Source organism: Kitasatospora sp. NPDC058478 (assembly GCF_042720345.1).
Taxonomy (GTDB): Bacteria; Actinomycetota; Actinomycetes; order Streptomycetales; family Streptomycetaceae; genus Kitasatospora.
On record NZ_JBHXML010000040.1, the window covers coordinates 71,121 to 88,740 of the forward strand.

Consider the following 17,620-nt stretch of genomic DNA (forward strand, 5'->3'; position numbering starts at 1 on the left):
GTACCCGGCCCGCTCAGACGTCCACCGTCACCCGGCAGGTCCAGCCGTCCGGGCCGGCGCGCAGGTCCAGGCCGTGCAGCGAGACGGCCTTCGGCACGGCGCCGACCAGGGCCGCGGTGGCGGCGTCCGCCATCCGGAAGCGGACCTCGACCGTCCGGGCGCCGTCCAGACCGCGGATCGGGCCGAGCGCCAGCCCGGCGGGGAGTTCGCCGTCGGCGTCCATCCGGTAGACGACCTCCTCCAGGACGCCCGCGAGCAGGTCCGCGTCGCTCGCCGCGAGGACGGTGCAGCCGCGCTCGCCGACGATCCGCGCGCCGGAGAGGTCCGCGAAACCGCCCACGACGGCGTGCACCAGCTCGCCGATGCAGCCCTCGACCGTCGGCGCCCAGGCCTCCACCCGCAGGTCCGCCGTGTGCGGCACGGTCCGGTGGCCGCTGCCGGCACGCCCCGCGGGTCCGCGACCGTCCACGAACTACGCCTCCCGCCCCCGTTGACGTTTCCCCCTCCAGCCTCGTCCCGCGGGGCACCCGGAGGCAACCCGGGCCGGACCCTAATCGCGGACCGAGGCGAGGTAGGCGGCGGTCAGGTCGGGGGTGGCCAGCCAGGCGGCGTGGTCGCTCGGCTCCGCGTAGGTGTTGGCGAGCCGGCGGGCGACCGTCTCGTGCTCGGCGGCAGCCGCGAACACGCCCTGCACGTGGTCCGGCACGGTGAGCATCGCGGCGGTGAACTCGACCGCGTGCCGGGCGTGTTGCCGCCAGAAGCGCTCTGCGGTGCGGCACATCCAGTCCGCGGTGTAGGGGGCCTCGCCGTGCTCGACGATCGCCCGCAGGTACGCCTGTGCCGCCCGCGCGGCGCTGTTGGCGCCCTGGCCGGCGATCGGGTCGTTCACCACCACCGCGTCGCCGAGGCCGAGCACGTGGACGGCGTCGACGCCGGTGCCCAGCTCCGCCACCGGCCGCCGCACCACCGGGGTGACGGCGCCGGACAGTCCGGCCCCGGCATCGGTCGGCTCGGCGTCCGCCCACAGCTCCGCCTCCCACGGCAGGTACTCGCGCAACAGGGCGCGCATCCGGGCGAGTTGGGCGTCGGGCGCCGGGGCGTCGCGGAACGCGTCCAGCGGCCCGCCGGGCAGCGCCTCCCACAGCAGGATCGCGCACGGGCCGGAGAGGGTCAGGGCCGGTTGCAGGTACAGCTCGCCCAGACCGGGCAGCGCGTGCATCCGCGCCCGCGGCTCGGTGGCCGGATCCGGCGAGCCCACCCCGTGGACGTACAGGCAGGACAGCGCCCGCTGCGGCCGGTCGAACGGCGAGCGGGCGGCGTCGCGTTCGAAGATCCCGGCCAGTTCGCCGCGCCCGGCCGCGACCACCGTCAGCTCGTGCCGGCGGGCGAGCTCGCGCAGGCCGTCCCGGTCCAGCGAGCGGTACTCGACCCGGCCGCCGCGCTCCTCCAGCAGTTCCAGCCAGCGCGCCAGTTTCAGCCGCTGGTCCACCGACTGGGCGGGCTCGTCGAGCGTCATGGTGAACTCCAGCGCCCGCACCCCGGGCGGCACGGCGAGCACCGACCGGACGGCGCGGACCGCCGGCGCCTCGCCCGCCCACAGGTCCAGCCCGGCCGCCGCCTCGGTCCGCAGCGCCGGTCCGAACATCGCCTGGGTGGACAGCACCCGCCCGCCGCACACCTGCTCGGGGGTGCGCTCGGCGACCAGCGTCACCCGGTAGCCGGCCGCCACCAGCCCCAGCGCGAGCTGCAGGCCGGCCTGGCCCGCTCCGACGACGGCGATCCGGCGCATGGCGGCCTCCAGGGTGGGTGGTCTCGGCTGACGGTGCCGCCGGCGGCTCGGCTGACGGCCCGTCACGCAGGCACAGTAGCCGAGCCGCCGGGGCACGTCACCGGGGCCTCACCGGCACCGGCCACGCCCCGGCGCGGCCAGCTCAGCCGCGCAGGTGCGCGGTGAGCACCTCGACCACGGCCGCGGTCTGGTCCGCCACGTAGAAGTGCCCGCCGGGGAAGACCCGCAGGTCGAAACCGCCGGTGGTGTGCCGGTCCCACTGGGCGGCCTGGTCGACGGTGGCGTTCTGGTCGGTCTCCCCCACCAGCGCGGTGATCGGCTGCGGCACGGTCGCCTCCGGCGCGCAGCGGTACGTCTCGATGGCGGTGTAGTCGGCCCGCAGCGCCGGCAGGATCAGCTCGCGCAGCGCCGGGATGGTGAGGATCCGCTCGTCCGTCCCGCCGAGGCGCACGATCGTGTCGAGCAGCCCGTCGTCCGGCAGCCGGTAGACGGCGGTCTCCCGGGGCAGCGAGGGCGCGCGGCCCGCCGAGACGAACAGCCGCTCGGGCCCCGGGAGACCGTCGCGGGCGAAGCATCGGGCGGTCTCGAAGGCGACGGCCGCGCCCATGCTGTGCCCGAAGAAGGTCAGCGGCCGGTCCGTCCAGTCGCGCAGCTCCCGGTAGAGCTGCTCGGCGAGCTCCAGCACCGAGTCGATCGCCGGTTCGGCGAAGCGGTTCTGACGACCCGGGTACTGGACGGTGAGCACGTCGGCGTAGGGCGCGAGCGCGTTGGCGTACTCCATGTAGTAGCTGGCGGAGCCGCCCGCGTGGGGGAAGATCACGATCCGGGCGGGGGCGGAGTCGGACGGACTGAAGCGGCGGAACCACGGGTTGTCGACGGCGGCACTGCTGGACATGCGGATGCTGACCTCTCTCCGTGACGAACTCTGCTGCGCCCAGTCTCGCAGGGCCCCGCCCGGCGCGGGTCCGAAACCCGGCGGTTCGACGATCTTGAGGCCCGACGACGGTGACGGCGATCTGTCAGCGATCTGCCGGTCAGGCCTGTGATCGTGGGGCTGTCGGCGCGGCCACGGTCTCGAATCGCGGGTGGCCCGGCAGCCCCGAATACGCCAGGAGGCCATCAGCATGTCGTCCACAACCCGCAACCGGCCGTGGGACGTTCACCGGCCGCCGTCCGCCGCCGGCAGGAGCGTCCTGGTCACCGGGGGCAACGCCGGTATCGGCTACTTCGTCGCCGAGCAGCTCGCCGGGGCGGGCGCCGTGGTCGTGCTCGGCAGCCGGGACGCCGGTCGGGCCGGGGCCGCCATGGCGTCGATCCGCTCCCGAGTCCCCGGCGCCGTGGTGCGCCACCTCCCGCTGGACCTCGCCGACCTGCCCTCCCTGCGGGCCGCCGTGGACGGGCTCGCCCTCGACCACCTCGACGCGGTCGTCCACAACGCCGGGGTCGCGCTGGACGATCCGCCACGCCGGGAGACCGGCGCCGGGCACGAGCTGATGTTCGCGACCAACCACCTCGGGCACGTCGCGCTCACCCGCTGGCTGGCCCCCCTGCTCGCGGCCGCACCGGCGGGCCGCATCGTGACGGTCGGCAGCTTCGCGGCCCGCTCGGAGCGACTGGACCTCGACGACCTCCAGTCGGCCGTGGACTACCGGCCCAAACGCGCCTACGGCCGCTCGAAACTGGCGCAGATGACCTTCGGCCTCGAACTCGACCGACGCCTCCGCGCCGCCGGCAGCACCGTGCTCAGCCTGCTGGCGCACCCCGGCGGCGCACTCGACTCGCTCACCCCGCCCCGCCCGCCGGTCCACACGCGGACCGTCGGCGAAGGGCTGCGCGGCCTGCCGGCCGGGCTCCTCCTCCAGGGCAAGGACCACGGCGCGTGGCCGATCGTCCGGGCCGTCCTCGACCCGCAGGCGCAGGGGGGCCAGTTCTGGGGGCCCCGGGTCTTCGGCCTGCGCGGCGCCCCCCGCCTCGAACCCGCCCAGCCCCACCTGACCGACCGCACCGTCGCCGCCCACCTCTGGGACGCCACCTGCCGACTCGCCGCCGTGGACCCCCACCTCGGCCTCCTCTGACCACCGTTTCGGCCAGGGGACTTCACCGTTCCCGGTGGCTCAGGCACTGCCCCCGGTCACCGCCTCCGCCGGGGGCCTCACCGGGCCGGGGGCCTCATCGGGCCGGGCCGAAGTGGACGGCTGTGGCGCGGGAGCGGGAGGCGGTGTCGAGGAGCAGGACGGACGCCGCTTCCGGGGCCGGGGTCGGCACGCCGGAACGCGTGTGGCGGGTGAAGGCGGCGAACAGCTGGTCCAGGCCCCGGCGGTGGCGGGCGAAGACCCGGGCGGAGGCGTGGCGGCCCCGGGCGCGCTGGCCGTCCAGCGCGGTGGCAGCCCCGACGTCGAGCAGCACCAGGTGCAGTTGCCGGCCCTGCCGGGCGGCCTCGCGGGCGAGCCAGCGGCGCATCCAGGCGCGGCTGCCGCAGTCGTGCACCAGCAGTGGACCGCCGCGCCGCACGGAGGAGCGCAGCAGCCGGACGTGCTCCAGCCGGGCCCAGGGCCGGTAGACCGCGTACGGCAGGCGCGCGGGCATGACCGCCTCGCAGGCCTCGTGCACGGCGCGCGGGTCGACGGTCGGCACCGCCCCCGCCCCGGACCAGCGCCGCAGCAGCGTGCTCTTGCCCGCGCCCGGCAGGCCCGACACGACCACGACGGCATCGGGCGGGTAGCCCACGGTGAACGCCGCCCCCGCGACGCCCCGCAGGTCGAGGACGCCGTGCGGGCGCTCCTCGGCCCCCTGCCCGCCCGGCGCCTCGGCCGTGCCCGTGCCCGTGCTGGTGCTGGTACTGGTGCTGGTGCTGGTGCTGGTGCCCGTGCTGGTGCCCACGTGTCCCCCGTCCCTGTCCGACGGGGAACCCTAACAACTCCCGGCCCCGGGTACGGCACTCCGGTCCGGCCACGGCAGGACGCCCCGGCAGCGGCCCCTGCCCCCGGGATCCCCCGCACCGCTGCGCCACCGCACCCGCCCTAAGCTGACGTCCCATCAGACAGGAGGCCGCAGCATGGCGGAGTCGGGGCCGACGTACACCGGGCTGGTGTTGGCGGGGCTGGAGCGGGATCCGGGGCGGGTGGCGATCCGCTGGGGGGAGGAGGCGCTGACCGCCCGGGAGTGTCTGGACGGGGTGTACCGGACGGCGCGGGCGCTGGCGGGTGCCGGGCTCGGGCGCGGGGACGGGGTGACGGTGCTGGCCGGGAACCGGCCGGAGGCGGTGCTGGTGCGGTTGGCCGCGAACCTGCTGGGCTGCCGGGTCGCGATGCCGCATCCGGACGGCCCGGTCGGGGAGTCGGTGGCGCTGGCCGGGTTCGCCGGGACGTCGGCGCTGGTCTTCGATCCGGCCCGCTGCCGGGCCGCCGCCGAGGGGATCGCCCGGGCGCTGCCCTCGGCGGGCCTGTTCGCGCTGGGGCCGTCGGCGCTCGGGGTGGACCTGCCGGCGTCGGCCGCGTCCTGCTCGCCGGAGCCGCTGACCCCGCGGTTCCGCCCGCAGGACGTGATGGCGGTGCGGTTCACCGGCGGGACGACGGGCCGGCCGAAGGGGGTGCTGCGCCGGTTCGCCCGGCCGCCGCGGCCGGCGCTGCTGTCCGGTTCGACGTTCCTGCTCTGTACGGAGCTGTGCCACGGCGGCGGTACGACCGCGGATCTGGCGCTGGCGGCGGGCGGCACGGTGGTGTTGCAGGAGGCCTTCGCCGCCGAGGCGGTGCTGGCGGCGATCGAGCGGTTCCGGGTCTCCCGGGTGTACCTGCCGCCGCACCTGCTCTACCGCGTGCTGGACCATCCGCTGCTGCGCGCGGCCGACACCGGCAGCCTGCGCCGCGTCACGTACACCGGCTGTCCGCCGTCGCCGCGCCGGTTGGCGGAGGCGACGCGGCGGCTGGGCCGGGTGCTGCACCAGACGTACAGCCTGACGGAGTGCGGGCCGGTGACCAGGCTGGGCCCGGACGAGCACCTGGACCCGCGGCTGCTGGCGACGGCCGGGCGCCCGTTCCCGGACACCGAGGTGCGGATCGTGGACGAGGACGGGACGGTGCTGCCGGCGGGCCGGACCGGGGAGATCTGCGTCCGCACCCCGACGGCGATGGTCGGCTACTGGCGCGACCCCGAGCTGACCGCCCGGGTGCTGCGGGAGGGCTGGCTGCACACCGGCGATCTGGGCAGCCTGGACGCGGCCGGTTATCTGACGGTGGCCGGGCGCCGCCCGATGGCGATCGTGGACGGGCACAACGTCTTCCCCCGGGACGTCGAGGAGCCGCTGCGCGCGCACCCGGAGGTGCGGGAGGCGGTGATGTTCGCGACGGCCGGTCCGGACCGGCTGGAACGGGTGCACGCGGCCGTGGTCACCGGGCCGGGATCGCGGGCGACGGCGGAGGAACTGCGCCGCTGGGCCCGGGAGCGGGTCGGGCCGCGGTGCGCGCCGGACTCCGTCCTGGTGCTGCCGGGGATCCCGCTGACCGGGGCGGGGAAGCCGGACCTCGACGCGCTGCGGGCGTTGGCCACGCCCTCGGAGGGCCGGGCCGTCACCCCTACAGGGGCGCGCGAGGGAGTGTGACGCGCCCTACCGATGCTTCGAGCGCCCGCGCGGGCGACCTCTCGCGCGGCGGACGACGGGAAGAACCGCCTGTGGACACTCGACCGTGCGGACCGAACTGCCGATACAACCCCGGCGGCGTTCCTCCGCACCGTCCCCAGGAGGCACTTCCTTGACCTGGCTACGCGTCCTGACCGCACTCGGAATCCTCGCCGTCGCGGCCAGTGCAGTGCTCGTCTTCGCCCTCTGCACCGCCACCGCCCGGGGCGAGCGCGCCGGTGAGGACGCACCCGACCTGCGCACGGACGCCGAAGGCAGCGGGCTCTTCCAGCGGATGGGCGGCGACAGCTGACGGACCCGCCGGCCGCCGCCCCTCCCCCACGTCAGTGCCCGGCGATGTCGTCCGGACGGACCTCGATGTGGTCGGCCGCGAGGTCGACCGCCACCCGGTGCTCCATCCCGAGCGCCTCCAGGAACTTGACCGGCAGCTGCACCCGCCCGGTGCGGTCCAGCATCACGTACTCGCGCTCGTTGACCGACTCCTCGCCGTGCTCGTCCGTGACGGTGCGGCGCAGCACCTCGCTGCTGGTCCGGCCGTCCCGGATGGCGACCGTGCGGCGCACCTCGCCCGCGACCATCGGGTCGTGGGTGACGATGACGACGGTGGCGCCGAGTTCGCGGTTGACGGTGCGGAAGGACTCGAAGATCACCCCCGCGGTCTCGGAGTCCAGTTCGCCGGTGGGCTCGTCGGCGAGCAGCACCGGCGGGTTGTTGGCCATCGCCACCGCGATCGCGACCCGCTGCTGCTGGCCGCCGGAGAGCTCGTTGGGGCGGCGGTGGGCGAGGTCGCCGATCTCCAGCGCCTCCATCAGCTCGGCCACCCGGTCGGCCTGCTGCTTGGCCCGCCCGGCCCCGGCCCGGCGCCCGCGCAGCTGCATCGGCAGGGCGATGTTCTCGGCGGCGGTGAGGAAGGGCAGCAGGTTGCGGGCGGTCTGCTGCCAGATGAAGCCCACCACCTCCCGCCGGTAGCGCAGCCGCTCCCGGGCGGACATCTCCAGCAGGTCGCAGCCGGCGACGGTGGCGCTTCCGGCGGTCGGCACGTCGAGCCCGGCCAGGATGGTCAGCAGGGTGGACTTGCCGCTGCCGGAGGCACCGACCAGGGCGACCAGGTCGCCCTGCTGAATGGTCAGCTCCAAACCCTGCAACGCCTGGACCTCGACGCCCTCGGCGCTGAAGATCCGCACCAGCCGGTCGCAGACGATGGCCGCGCCCTCGCCGTACGCCTTGGGCGAGGCGGCGGCGAGGGCCCGCTGCCGGAGCTCCTGCAAGCTGGGGGCCTCGGCGACCGGCTGCTCCTGGGGAGTGGTCTTCACCGCTCGTCTCCTGTCTCGACTGTCCTAGAGGTCCTGGCGGTCCTGAAGGTCCTGAAGGTCCTGACGGTCCTGAATATCTCGACGACCTTGACGGTCCCCACTGTTCCGGCGGCCGGCGCCGGTGTCACGGCCCGTACCGCTCCTCCCGCCCTCACCGCTGGTCCCCCGCCCGCAGTTCGGTGGCGATCTGGCGCCGGCCGGAGACGGCCGTCTCCAGGACCACCCCGAGGCAGACCACCAGCGCCAGGCCCGCCGTGGGCAGCAGCACCGGCAGCAGGACGGGGGTCAGCGCGTCGCCGACGTTGGCGCCGACCAGCGCCGACAGGTCGAAGGCCGACCCGAGCAGTCCGACCGCCGCCAGCGCGACCAGCCCGCCGCCGACGGCCGCCACCAGGGTCTGCGGCAGCGTCTCGGCGATGATCAGCGCCAGCCCCTGCCGGGGCCGCAGGCCCATGGTGCGCAGTCGGGCCAGCAGGGCCGTGCGCTCGGGGGCGGCCCGCACCAGGGTCAGCAGGACGGCGAGCAGGGCGAACCCGGCGCCGGCGGCGCCCGAGTACCAGAACAGGCGTTCCGCGGAGCGCTGCAGCGGGTCGGCGGCGAGCGTGGCGGCCACCTCGTGGCTGCTGCGGACCGTGTACCCGGGGGGCAGCCCGTAGCTGCCCTTGCCGGCGGCCACGGCCTCGTCCCGGATCAGCTTGGCGAGGCCCGTGGCGGTGGTCAGGCCCTGGTCCAGCAGCAGGTTCCTGACCTGGCCGGCGTCGACGTCGCCGACGGAGAGCCACTTGTTGGTCCGCTTGAGCTCCGGAAGGCGCTCGGAGGCGGGCCCGACGGGCACGACCATGAACGGCTTGCCCGGGTCGGGCAGGGCGGGGGTGCCGGTGACGATCCCGGCGACGGTGGCGCGCAGTTCGCCCCCGTTGGGGGTGCGCAGCCGGGCCGGGCCGTCGGTCAGCTGCTTGGACAGACCGCTGCTGAACAGCGCCGGCACCGGGCTGTCCGGGCCGCCCGGGGTCCCGGCGAGCGCTGCCGGGTCGAACTCGCCCACCCCGAAGGTCCGGGCGATCTCGGCGTAGGCCTTCGGCTCGGCCACCACGAGGATGGCCGCGGTGCGGTCGCCGCCCGTGCCGATGAAGGAGGCCCCGGGCTCGACCCAGACCCCGGTCGCGGCCCGCACGCCGGGCAGTTCGGCGGCCGCCGTGGTGAACGCCTCCGGCAGGGTGGCGTAGACCGGGAGGGAGACGGAGGCGTCGCCGCCGGTGGTGATCCGGGCGGCGCGCAGCCGGACGCTGTCCACGGTGTCGAGCACGGTGGCGCCGAAGCCGGTCGTGGTGACGGCGATCACCAGGGCGAGCAGCGGCAGCGCGGAGGGCCGGCGGCGGCCCGAGCTGTCGCGGGCGGCACGGGCCAGGCCGAGGAAGCCGATCAGGCCGCGGCCGCGCCCGGCGAGGGCGGCCAGCCAGCCGACCACCAGCGGCTGGATCCGGGCCAGCAGCAGGCCGCCGGTGAGGGCGAGCATCAGCGGGGCGGCCACCAGCAGCGGGTCCAGGCTGTTGCCGGGGGCGACGCCGCGGCGGCGGACCTCGGCCACGGCCGCGGCGGTGACGGCCAGGACGGCGAGTTCGCCGACGAGTCGGCGCCAGCCGGCCACGGCCTTCGGCGGGGACAGCAGTACGGCGGCGCGCGCCGGGAAGGCCAGCACGGCGATCAGGGCGACGGCCAGGGCGGTGAGCAGGGCGTTGCCCCACCGGGGGGTGGGCAGCAGCACCAGGGCGAGGGCCGTTCCGAGCAGGGCGGAGGGCAGCACGGTCGCCGCGCCCTCGCCGAGCAGGCGCAGCAGGATGCCGCCGCGCGAGCCGCCGCGGGCCTGGAGCAGCCGGAGTTCGGCGGTGCGCCGGTCGGCGGTGAGGGCCGCGGCGAGGCACAGCACCACGACGGCCACCCCGGCCACTCCGGCCGGTCCGATCGCGGCCAGCGGGGCCGCGGCGTCGTAGCGGGCGGTGGCCCGGGTGAAGATGTCGGGCAGGAGCGAGGTGACGTGCAGGTCCGGGCGCTTGGTCACGTCGGCGAGGGTGGTGGCGCCGCGCCCGACCAGGAAGGAGCCGACGGTGGCGCGGGTCTCGGCCAGCTGGTCGGCGCGCAGGGCGGCGGAGTCGACGGGCAGCCGCCAGAAGTTCACGCCGCCGTTGCCCCAGAGGATCAGCTGGTGCAGGCCGCTGTCGGTGACGAAACCGGTGGTCACCCAGTGGAGCTCCGCGCCCTGGCCCTCCAGGCAGGCGCGGGCGGGACAGCCCACGTCGTCCCAGGTCGGGTCGGTGGGGTTGTTGACGCGGTAGAAGCCGACCACGGTGGACCGGGTCCGGCCGGTCAGGTCGCTGCCGTTGTCGACGACGTCACCGAGCTTGACGCCGATGGTCTCGGCGGCCTTCTGGCTGATGATCATCGGCAGGGGTGCGCCCTCGGCCGCGGGGCCCGGCCAGACGCCGTCGGTGAGGGTCACGAGCTCCTTGAGCCCGTGCACGTACAGCAGGCCGAGCACCGGCGGATGGTCGGAGACACGGGCGTAGCCCTCGTTGAACATCTTGCGCGGGGACTTGGCCCGGCTGCCGTAGAGCTGGCTGGTCTCGGTGAGCGGCAGGTTCCGGCCGATCTCCGCGGTCAGCTTCTGCTGCACGTCGTCGAGGGCGGAGGCCGGGTCGCTCAGGTTCGGCTCGGAGGTGGCCTGCAGGCTGGTCGCGTTGACGCCCTTCTGGTGCACGAAGTCCCGCAGGGCGCTGTCCGCGCCCCGGTCGACGACGCGGGGGAAGGCCGCCGCCATGAACACGGTGACGAAGGCGAGCGCCGCCATGAGCAGGGTGGCCAGCGGCGTCGCGCGCAGCCGGGTGCGGACCCAGGGCGCGGGGCCGTGGGCGGGCGCGGGCTCGGGCGACGGGGTGGGCACGGTGGTGCCGGCCTTGGTGGTCACATCTCCTCCACGTGGCGCAGCCGGGCGGCCACGTCTCGACGGCGGCGTCCGATCAGGAAGGCCGAGAGCAGGGGAACGACGGCGATCGCGGCCGTGAGCAGCAGGGCCTGGCCGAACGGCAGCTCGATCAGCGCCCCGGGCGTCGGGCGGCGGGCGGCCGGCGTCAGCACGACGAACGGCACGATCAGGTGGACGAGCAGCGTTCCGAGGCCCAGCCCGACGGCCCCGCCGAGGGCGACCAGGAGGGCCTGTTCGGCGGCCATGGTGCGGGTCACCTGCTTGCGGCGGGCGCCCAGGGCGAGCAGCAGGGCGGAGTCCCGGGAGCGTTCGCGGGCGGAGGCGGCCACGGCGGCGCCGAAGCCGATCGCGGCGAGCACCCCGGTGACGACCGCGATGACCATGAGCGCGCTCTGCGGGGCGGCGCCGACCGGGTCGCCGAGGAGGGCCTCGGCGGCCTCCTCGTAGAGCTGGACGTCCTGGGTGCCGGGGGCGGCGCGCAGGGCGGCGGCGGCCTCCGCGGGGGTCCGGTCGCCGGGGCCGGTGGCGGGCAGCCACCACTCGGCGCGGTTGGGCAGTTCGCCGCCCTGTGCGGCCAGCAGCCGGGCCGTGGTGGAGAGGTCGACCAGGAGCGCGTTGGGGTCGGCCGCCGGCAGGGCGTCGACCACAGCGGTGATCTTGACCGGCAGGACGATCCCGGAGAACGGCACCTTGATGGTGTCGCCGACGGAGCCGCCGACGACCTTCAGGTAGTCGCGGGTGGCGATGCCGGACACGGTGTCCGGCACGCTCGTCCCGGTCGGCTGGAGCACGGCGCGGACCATGTCGCCGAGGCCGTTGGCGAAGCGGTAGCGGATGGTGAACAGGCGGTCGGCGCCGGTCGGTTCGGATCCGAGGACGGCGGCCGGCCCGGGCACCACGTCGCCGACGGCCCGGACGGGGGGCGCCGTCGCCGTCCAGCCGAAGCCGGCCGGCACCTGGACGGCGGTCGCGGGGCCGTCGGCGCTGTCGGAGACGGACAGCCGGTGGACGGTCAGCTCGCCGTTGGACCGGTCGCCGAAGGCGACGATCACGCCGACCACGGTCAACGGCGCGGCGGCCGAGCCGAGCGGGGCGTCGACCAGCGTGGTCAGTGAGGCCGAGACCTTGGCGTCGCCGGTCAGCGGGAGCGTGCCCAGCGAGACCTTGTGGATCATGCCGAAGCGGTCGCGCAGCAGCAACCTGGCCTCCGGGTGAAGCGACGGACGGGTACTGCCGCCGGGCGTCCCGGCCTGCTGCTCCGGCTGCTGGACGGTGACCTCCGCGTCGATCCGCAGCGGGTGGCCGGGCAGTTCCAGGCCGGCCGGCGGCCCGGTGGGGGCGGGCTGGGCGAGCGACCCGAACAGGTCCTCTCGGGTGCGCCCGCCGAGCAGGTCGGCGCGGACCGGGACGCGCTCGGCGAAGGCGGAGGTGTCCACGGCGAGCAGTTGGCCCTTGCCGTTGGGCAGGGACTGGTCCTCGCGCACCACCGGGACGATCCGGTCACCGCCGGGCAGCGCGCCGTAGCGGCCACCCTGGCCCATCAGGGCGTTGTGCGAGGCGGAGATCCGCAGGCCGCCGAGCGTGTTGAAGGCGGCCTGGTCACGCTGGGAGGCGGTCCAGGTGGCGTGCTGGCCGAGCGCCAGCACGCCGGTGGCCACGGCCATCACGAGCAGCAGCACGGGGCCGGTGGCGCGGGCGGGCCGACGGGCCAGCTGCCAACCCACCAGGGCCGGGCCGAGGCCGCGGCCGCGGGCGGCCACCCGGGCGCCGAGCCGGGCGGCGAGCGGCAGCAGGCGCAGCACCACCAGGGTGCCGGCGCAGAGCGCCAGGGTCGGGGTGGCCACCAGCAGCAGGTCCACGCCGAGCCGGCCGGAGGAGTCGGTGGACAGCCCACCGCCGTACTGGCTGAGCTGCTGGTAGGCGAGCACGGCCAGGGCGAGCACGACGAGGTCGCCGCCGTTGCGCGCGACGCCCGAGACCAGGGCCTGGCGGCGGCCGGAGCGACTGCGCAGGGCGGCTCCGGCGCCGCGCAGCAGGCTGGGCAGGCTGGCCAGCAGGACGCAGGCGAAGGCGCAGAGCACGGCGATCGGCCAGAGCGACCAGCTGATGCCGGTGTCCAGGGGCACCTGGTGGTCGCTCCCGAAGCCGGCCAGGGCGCGGACCAGGAACGGAGTCAGCAGGGGGGCCAGCAGCGCGGCGGGCAGGGCGAGCAGCAGCGACTCCGTCGCGGTGAAGAAGCCGAGCCGGGCGCCGGAGGCGCCGCGGGCGGCGAGCAGCTCGTTCTCGGCCGTCTGCCGGGTCGCGATCAGGTTGACGACCAGCAGCAGCGCCGCGACGGCGAGCACGGCCAGCTGGAGGGCGCCGATCAGCAGGGTGGTCCGGGCGACCATCATGCTGGAGGACAACTCGCGCAGGATGTCGGGCAGTTCGGTCCTTGAGCCGATGCTGGCGCGGGACTGCAGGTCATCGGCGAGGCCCTGGGCGCGGTCGCCCATGGCCTCCGCCGAGGACTGGCCGATGCCCGTGAAGTCGGCGTCGAGCAGCCAGCTGCGGCTGCTCTGCACCAATCCGGCGGTGGTGAAGGCGCTCTGGTCGACCAGCATCGGGCCGTAGGTGGTGAAGCCGCTGACCTCCACCTCGTGACCACGGACCGGGTCGATGCGCCAGTACGCGTCGGCCGGGTCGACGGCCCGGTAGACGCCGGTGACGCGGACGGTCAGCGGCTTGCCGTCGAGGCGGTCCGCCAGCTGCACATCGGCGGGCAGGGCCTGGTCGGTGAGGCCGAGCCGGGCCAGCATGGTCTGCGGGACGGCGACCTGCGGGGCGGCGGTCTGGACCGGGCCGGAGGCCGCGGCGGGCCACGCGCCGGCGAGCAGGTGGGTCCGGTCTCGGTCGAGGTCGGCGAGGACCGTCAGGTCGGGCTGGGCTCCGGCTCCGGGGACTGCGGACCCGGGGGCGCCGCTGGTCCCGGTAGTGCCGCTGGCGCCGGTAGTGCCGCTGGTCCTGGTAGTGCCGGTGGCGCCGGCGCCGTCCGGCAAGCCGTAGGAGCGGCTGCGCAGCAGGCTGTCGGTGCGCACGGACAGGTCTCCGAAGAGCCTGCCGCGGTAGGCGGCGAGCTCCGCCTCGTCCTTCGCACGCTGGTCGAGCCCGTGTTCGGCGGTCACCACGACCGTGGTCCGGGCGTGGCCTGTCCCCTGGAGCGCCTGCCGCAGACCGGCCTCGCCGACACTGCGGTTGAACGCCACCAGCGCGGTCAGCACGGCCGTGGTGATCAGCACTGCGAGCAGCACGGCGGCAGCCAGCGGCAGTCGCCCACGCAGTCGGCGCACGACGAAGCCGAGCATCAAGTTCCTCCCCGGTCTTTACGTCCCCAGGTTGCGTCCCAGCCCGGTCCATCGATCCGATTTGGTCACAACTCGGCTACGAACAGACACACTTAGGGCACATCGACGCAATGATCACCGGCATTTGATCACCGGATAGCGGACGACTCTGTCAGATTCGATCCAGGAACGGAAGGGACTTGCGCTAACAAGTAAGTAATGAGCAAATTCCCTGCATTGGCAGCTCCCCCACTTCGGGCGCCCGCCAGAATGCCATGAACATTTCATAACTAAGGCTCCACAGCACGCCTTTGGGAACGCCGACCCGCACCCCGGAAATCGCCGCCCGAAACCGTGAACCCGTGGCGCCGCCCGTCCGTAGACACTGGGTAGACACACACAGGGGGAAGCCTCAATGACGCAGCCTCAGGCCACCGCCACCACCAACACCCCGATGGTGGCCGTGACCGACCTCCGACGCAGCTTCGGCACCGGCGAGCGGACCGTGCACGCGCTGCGCGGCGTCTCCTTCACCGTCGGCCGCGGCGAACTCGCCGCGCTCAAGGGCCGGTCCGGCTCCGGCAAGACCACCCTGCTCAACCTCGTCGGCGGCCTGGACGCCCCGACCGCCGGCAGCATCGCCCTGGACGGCACCGACCTCGCCGAGCTGAACGAGGACGGCCGGCTCGCCCTGCGGCGGGAGCGGATCGGCTTCGTCTTCCAGTCCTTCGGGCTGATCCCGATGCTCACCGCCGCCGAGAACGTCGGCGTGCCGATGCGGCTGCGCAAGGTCTCGGCCGCCGAACGCGAGGAGCGCGCGCACACCCTGCTGGCCCTGGTCGGCCTCGCCGACCAGGCCAACCAGCGGCCCGGCGAGCTCTCCGGCGGCCAGCAGCAGCGCGTCGCCATCGCCCGCGCGCTGGCCAACGAGCCCGGCCTGATCATCGCCGACGAGCCGACCGGCCAGCTGGACTCGGAGACCGGCCGCTCGATCATGCAGCTGCTGCGCGCCGTCGTCCGCAGCGAGGGCGTCACCGTGGTGGTCGCCACCCACGACCCGACGCTGATGGAGCTCGCCGACCGGGTGATCGAGCTGCGTGACGGGCGGATCGTCGAAGAGGCGGCGAAGCCGGCCGCGTAAGGGTGGCCCGGGGTGGACCGGCCCGTCCGGCCCGTCCATCCGGGCGGGCCGGACGGTCGAGCGGGCCGACGCACCCCGGGCGCGGCCGGTGGTGAATCCGGACGCGCTCCGCGAGCCCGTTCAGGGCACCTTGAGCACCGCCTCGCAGGCTCGGCACCGCCGGGTGCGCTGGGACGGCGGGTACCAGGGCTCGCCGGGCCCGGCCGGGCGGTAGGGCTCCCGTTCGAGGTCCGCCGTGTCGAGGCCGCAGAAGGTCACCGGCCCCGGATCCTCCGGCACATCCGGATCCGGCGGCGCCGCGTGCACCCAGCGAATCCGCGCGCCCACGTCGACCTCGCCCGCGTCCAGCACCTCCGTGGACGACTCCAGCTCGACCAGCACGACCACTCCGCTCATACCTCGACCCTGCGCCCCTGCGGCGGCTCGCGCATCCGGTGGCGGGCCCCCTCCCGGTCAGGCCCCGGGGAGGGTGATCGACTGAGCGTGGTGGAACACCCCCGCGCCGTCCCAGTACGCCTTGGTGCGCTGCAACCGCGGGTAGTTCCCCTTGTAGTAGAGCCGTTGGTAGGCCGGGTCCGGCTGGTCGGCCGTGCCCAGGTCGACGTCCGGGTAGTTGACGTAGGCGCCGTCCGTCGCGGTGTCGATCTCCGGGACACCACCGGTCTCCCGGTAGACGTCCCGGTAGAGCCCGGCGAGGTACGCCAGGTGGTCGGCGTCCTGGGCCTCGTCGGTCCAGTACGTCTGGTACTGGAGCTTCATGATCGAGTCGCGCTGGGGGACGGCGGTCTCCCCGGGCCCGCGGGTGTTGATCCGGCAGCCGTAGGAGTCGATCTGCACCAGCGTCTTCGTGAGGTCCACGCCCTCGACGTCCCGCACCAGCCAGTCCCAGAAGGTGGCGATCTGCGCCCGACTGAACGGCTCGCGGTGGTAGGCCGACTTGTACTTGCCGCGCTGGTTGTCGCCCGACGGGTTGAGCGTCATGGTGGCCTGGAACCAGGGCAGTTGGCGACGCTTCTCCGGGTAGGGCAGGAACAGCCCGCCGGCGCTGTGGGTCTGGACCACCGAACGCGTCGCCATCCCGCGCTCGACGGCCGCCAGGAACGCGTCGAGCGGCGCCGGGTCGTCACCGTCCCACTGGCTCACCAGGACGACGTTCCCGTTGGAACGGTGGGTGAGCTTGAGGATCGCGAACAGGCCCTGGTAGGTCGGCTCCTGCGGGCCGCTGTGCTCGGCCATGAAGGCACCGAAGTTGCGCACCAGGGTCTCGAAGTCGCCGGGCCGCTTCACCAGTTCGCCCCAGGGCCAGGCGACGCTGCTGAGCCAGACCCGGGGCGGCGGCTTCGGCACGCCGACCGCGAAGTGGTAGCGCAGCACCACCCCGAAGTTCCCGCCGCCGCCCCCGGTGTGGGCCCAGAAGAGGTCCGCCTCCGGGGAGCCCTCGCCGTCGTCGCGGTGCGCCCTGGTCACCACGGCGGTACCGCCCCGCACGGTGACCACGTCGACCTGGACCAGGTGGTCCACGGTGAGCCCGTGCCGCCGCGAGAGCAGGCCGAACCCGCCGCCGCAGATGTGCCCGCCCGCGCCGACCGAGTAGCAGGACCCGGCCGGCAGCGTCACCGCGTACGCGCGGAAGAGCGTGGTGTAGACGTCCCAGTTGGTGGCCCCGCCCTCCACGCAGTACGTCGGGTGGCCGAACTTGTCCCTGGCGGCGGCGACACCCCGCATCATGCCGAGGTCGAGGATGACGCCCCCGTCGTTGTCGACGAAGCCCTCGTAGCAGTGCCCGCCGCCGCGGACGGTCGGCCGCAGCCCGTGGTCCAGCGCCCGGTTCAACTCGCCCACGGCGTCCGCCTCGTCGACCACCAGGCGGATGTAGGCGGGGCTGCTGCGCCAGCGCTGGTTGAAGCCCTGGCCGAGCGTCCGGTAGCGGGGATCGCCCGGCCGGACCGACCGCCCCTCCGGCGGCTCCCGGAGCGCCCCGGCCGCGGCCTCCGTGCCCGTCGAGCCGGCGGACACCCCGGCCGCCGCCGCACCGGCGGTGCCCAGGAATCCCCGTCGGGAGAATGCGCCCTCCATGGCCCGACCTCACTTTCTCGGCGATGAGAGAAGCTGGCGGCGGCACGCTAACACAGGTATTCGAGGGTGGGAATCCTTTAACGAACTAGTGTGACAGTACGTCATTTTCGGCGAATCAGCGCAGGTCCCGGACCGGTGCGGGCCCGGCGGCCGATTGATGCTCCTATGGGTTGTCAAGCGGTGGTGAGCCATTCGCGGTAGGCGTTGGCGAGGTTGTCGTCTCGGCGGGTGCCGCGTTCGAGGGTGGAGATGGTGGCGGGCCAGACACCGAAGTGGTTGGCGACGGCGGTGAGGGTGATGTTCTTGGCCTGGCGGGCGGGCCGGAGGTCGGCGGTCTCGGGGGCCGTGACGGTCGTGGTGAG

Annotated in this window: 14 protein-coding genes; 4 read left to right on the forward strand and 10 right to left on the reverse strand. The window is 74.8% G+C overall.

Going from position 1 to position 17,620, the window contains the following annotated elements; translation table 11 throughout:
• Positions 1–13: 13 nt before the first annotated feature.
• From ACFWPT_RS22915 to ACFWPT_RS22925, 3 genes are all read right to left on the reverse strand, one after another.
• Positions 14–469, reverse strand: a complete 456-nt coding sequence (locus tag ACFWPT_RS22915; protein ID WP_380371048.1) for an archease — start codon at positions 467–469, stop codon at positions 14–16.
• Positions 470–550: 81 nt separating this feature from the next.
• On the reverse strand, positions 551–1,855 hold the full coding sequence (locus tag ACFWPT_RS22920) for a styrene monooxygenase/indole monooxygenase family protein (RefSeq protein WP_380371050.1): 1,305 nt from the start codon (positions 1,853–1,855) through the stop codon (positions 551–553).
• 76 nt (positions 1,856–1,931) lie between these two features.
• Complete coding sequence (locus ACFWPT_RS22925; RefSeq protein ID WP_063346019.1) at positions 1,932–2,684, reverse strand: thioesterase II family protein; 753 nt, start codon at positions 2,682–2,684, stop codon at positions 1,932–1,934.
• A gap of 229 nt (positions 2,685–2,913) precedes the next feature.
• Between ACFWPT_RS22925 and ACFWPT_RS22930 the strand changes: the two genes are divergently transcribed.
• Complete coding sequence (locus ACFWPT_RS22930; protein WP_380483816.1) at positions 2,914–3,864, forward strand: SDR family NAD(P)-dependent oxidoreductase; 951 nt, start codon at positions 2,914–2,916, stop codon at positions 3,862–3,864.
• A 94-nt stretch (positions 3,865–3,958) separates the two neighbouring features.
• Here the strand turns inward: ACFWPT_RS22930 and ACFWPT_RS22935 are convergent, their stop codons facing one another.
• Positions 3,959–4,669, reverse strand: a complete 711-nt coding sequence (locus ACFWPT_RS22935; protein WP_380483818.1) for an AAA family ATPase — start codon at positions 4,667–4,669, stop codon at positions 3,959–3,961.
• A 175-nt stretch (positions 4,670–4,844) separates the two neighbouring features.
• Here ACFWPT_RS22935 and ACFWPT_RS22940 point away from each other — a divergent pair, with 175 nt between their 5' ends.
• Entirely contained in the window at positions 4,845–6,386 is a 1,542-nt protein-coding gene (locus tag ACFWPT_RS22940; RefSeq protein WP_380371059.1) for an AMP-binding protein, read from the forward strand.
• Positions 6,387–6,537: 151 nt separating this feature from the next.
• Entirely contained in the window at positions 6,538–6,717 is a 180-nt protein-coding gene (locus ACFWPT_RS22945) for a hypothetical protein (protein ID WP_363373094.1), read from the forward strand.
• Between the two features lie 31 nt (positions 6,718–6,748).
• Here ACFWPT_RS22945 and ACFWPT_RS22950 read toward each other — a convergent pair whose 3' ends face one another.
• The 3 genes from ACFWPT_RS22950 to ACFWPT_RS22960 all read right to left on the reverse strand — a co-directional run bounded on the left by ACFWPT_RS22950 (position 6,749) and on the right by ACFWPT_RS22960 (position 14,062).
• The gene (locus ACFWPT_RS22950) at positions 6,749–7,738 is read right to left on the reverse strand and encodes an ABC transporter ATP-binding protein (RefSeq protein ID WP_208869032.1); all 990 of its coding nucleotides are present in this window, start codon (positions 7,736–7,738) and stop codon (positions 6,749–6,751) included.
• 151 nt (positions 7,739–7,889) lie between these two features.
• Entirely contained in the window at positions 7,890–10,700 is a 2,811-nt protein-coding gene (locus tag ACFWPT_RS22955; RefSeq protein WP_380483820.1) for a hypothetical protein, read from the reverse strand.
• Positions 10,697–14,062 carry an FtsX-like permease family protein gene (locus ACFWPT_RS22960; RefSeq protein ID WP_380371066.1) on the reverse strand — a complete coding sequence of 1,122 codons (3,366 nt, stop codon included), beginning with the start codon at positions 14,060–14,062 and terminating at the stop codon, positions 10,697–10,699. The genes ACFWPT_RS22955 and ACFWPT_RS22960 overlap by 4 nt, the downstream gene beginning before the upstream one ends.
• Before the next feature lie 394 nt (positions 14,063–14,456).
• Between ACFWPT_RS22960 and ACFWPT_RS22965 the strand changes: the two genes are divergently transcribed.
• The gene (locus ACFWPT_RS22965; protein WP_380371068.1) at positions 14,457–15,182 is read left to right on the forward strand and encodes an ABC transporter ATP-binding protein; all 726 of its coding nucleotides are present in this window, start codon (positions 14,457–14,459) and stop codon (positions 15,180–15,182) included.
• Positions 15,183–15,302: 120 nt separating this feature from the next.
• On the opposite strand, the gene ACFWPT_RS22970 is transcribed toward ACFWPT_RS22965, so the two are convergent.
• The 3 genes from ACFWPT_RS22970 to ACFWPT_RS22980 form a co-directional block, all read right to left on the reverse strand.
• Positions 15,303–15,578 (reverse strand): hypothetical protein, encoded by a 276-nt coding sequence (locus ACFWPT_RS22970; protein WP_380483823.1) that lies wholly within the window; start codon positions 15,576–15,578, stop codon positions 15,303–15,305.
• 57 nt (positions 15,579–15,635) lie between these two features.
• Complete coding sequence (locus tag ACFWPT_RS22975; protein ID WP_380483825.1) at positions 15,636–17,258, reverse strand: FAD-dependent oxidoreductase; 1,623 nt, start codon at positions 17,256–17,258, stop codon at positions 15,636–15,638.
• Positions 17,259–17,431: 173 nt separating this feature from the next.
• A partial coding sequence (locus ACFWPT_RS22980) for a hypothetical protein (protein ID WP_380483827.1) occupies positions 17,432–17,620 on the reverse strand: 189 nt, incomplete at its 5' end.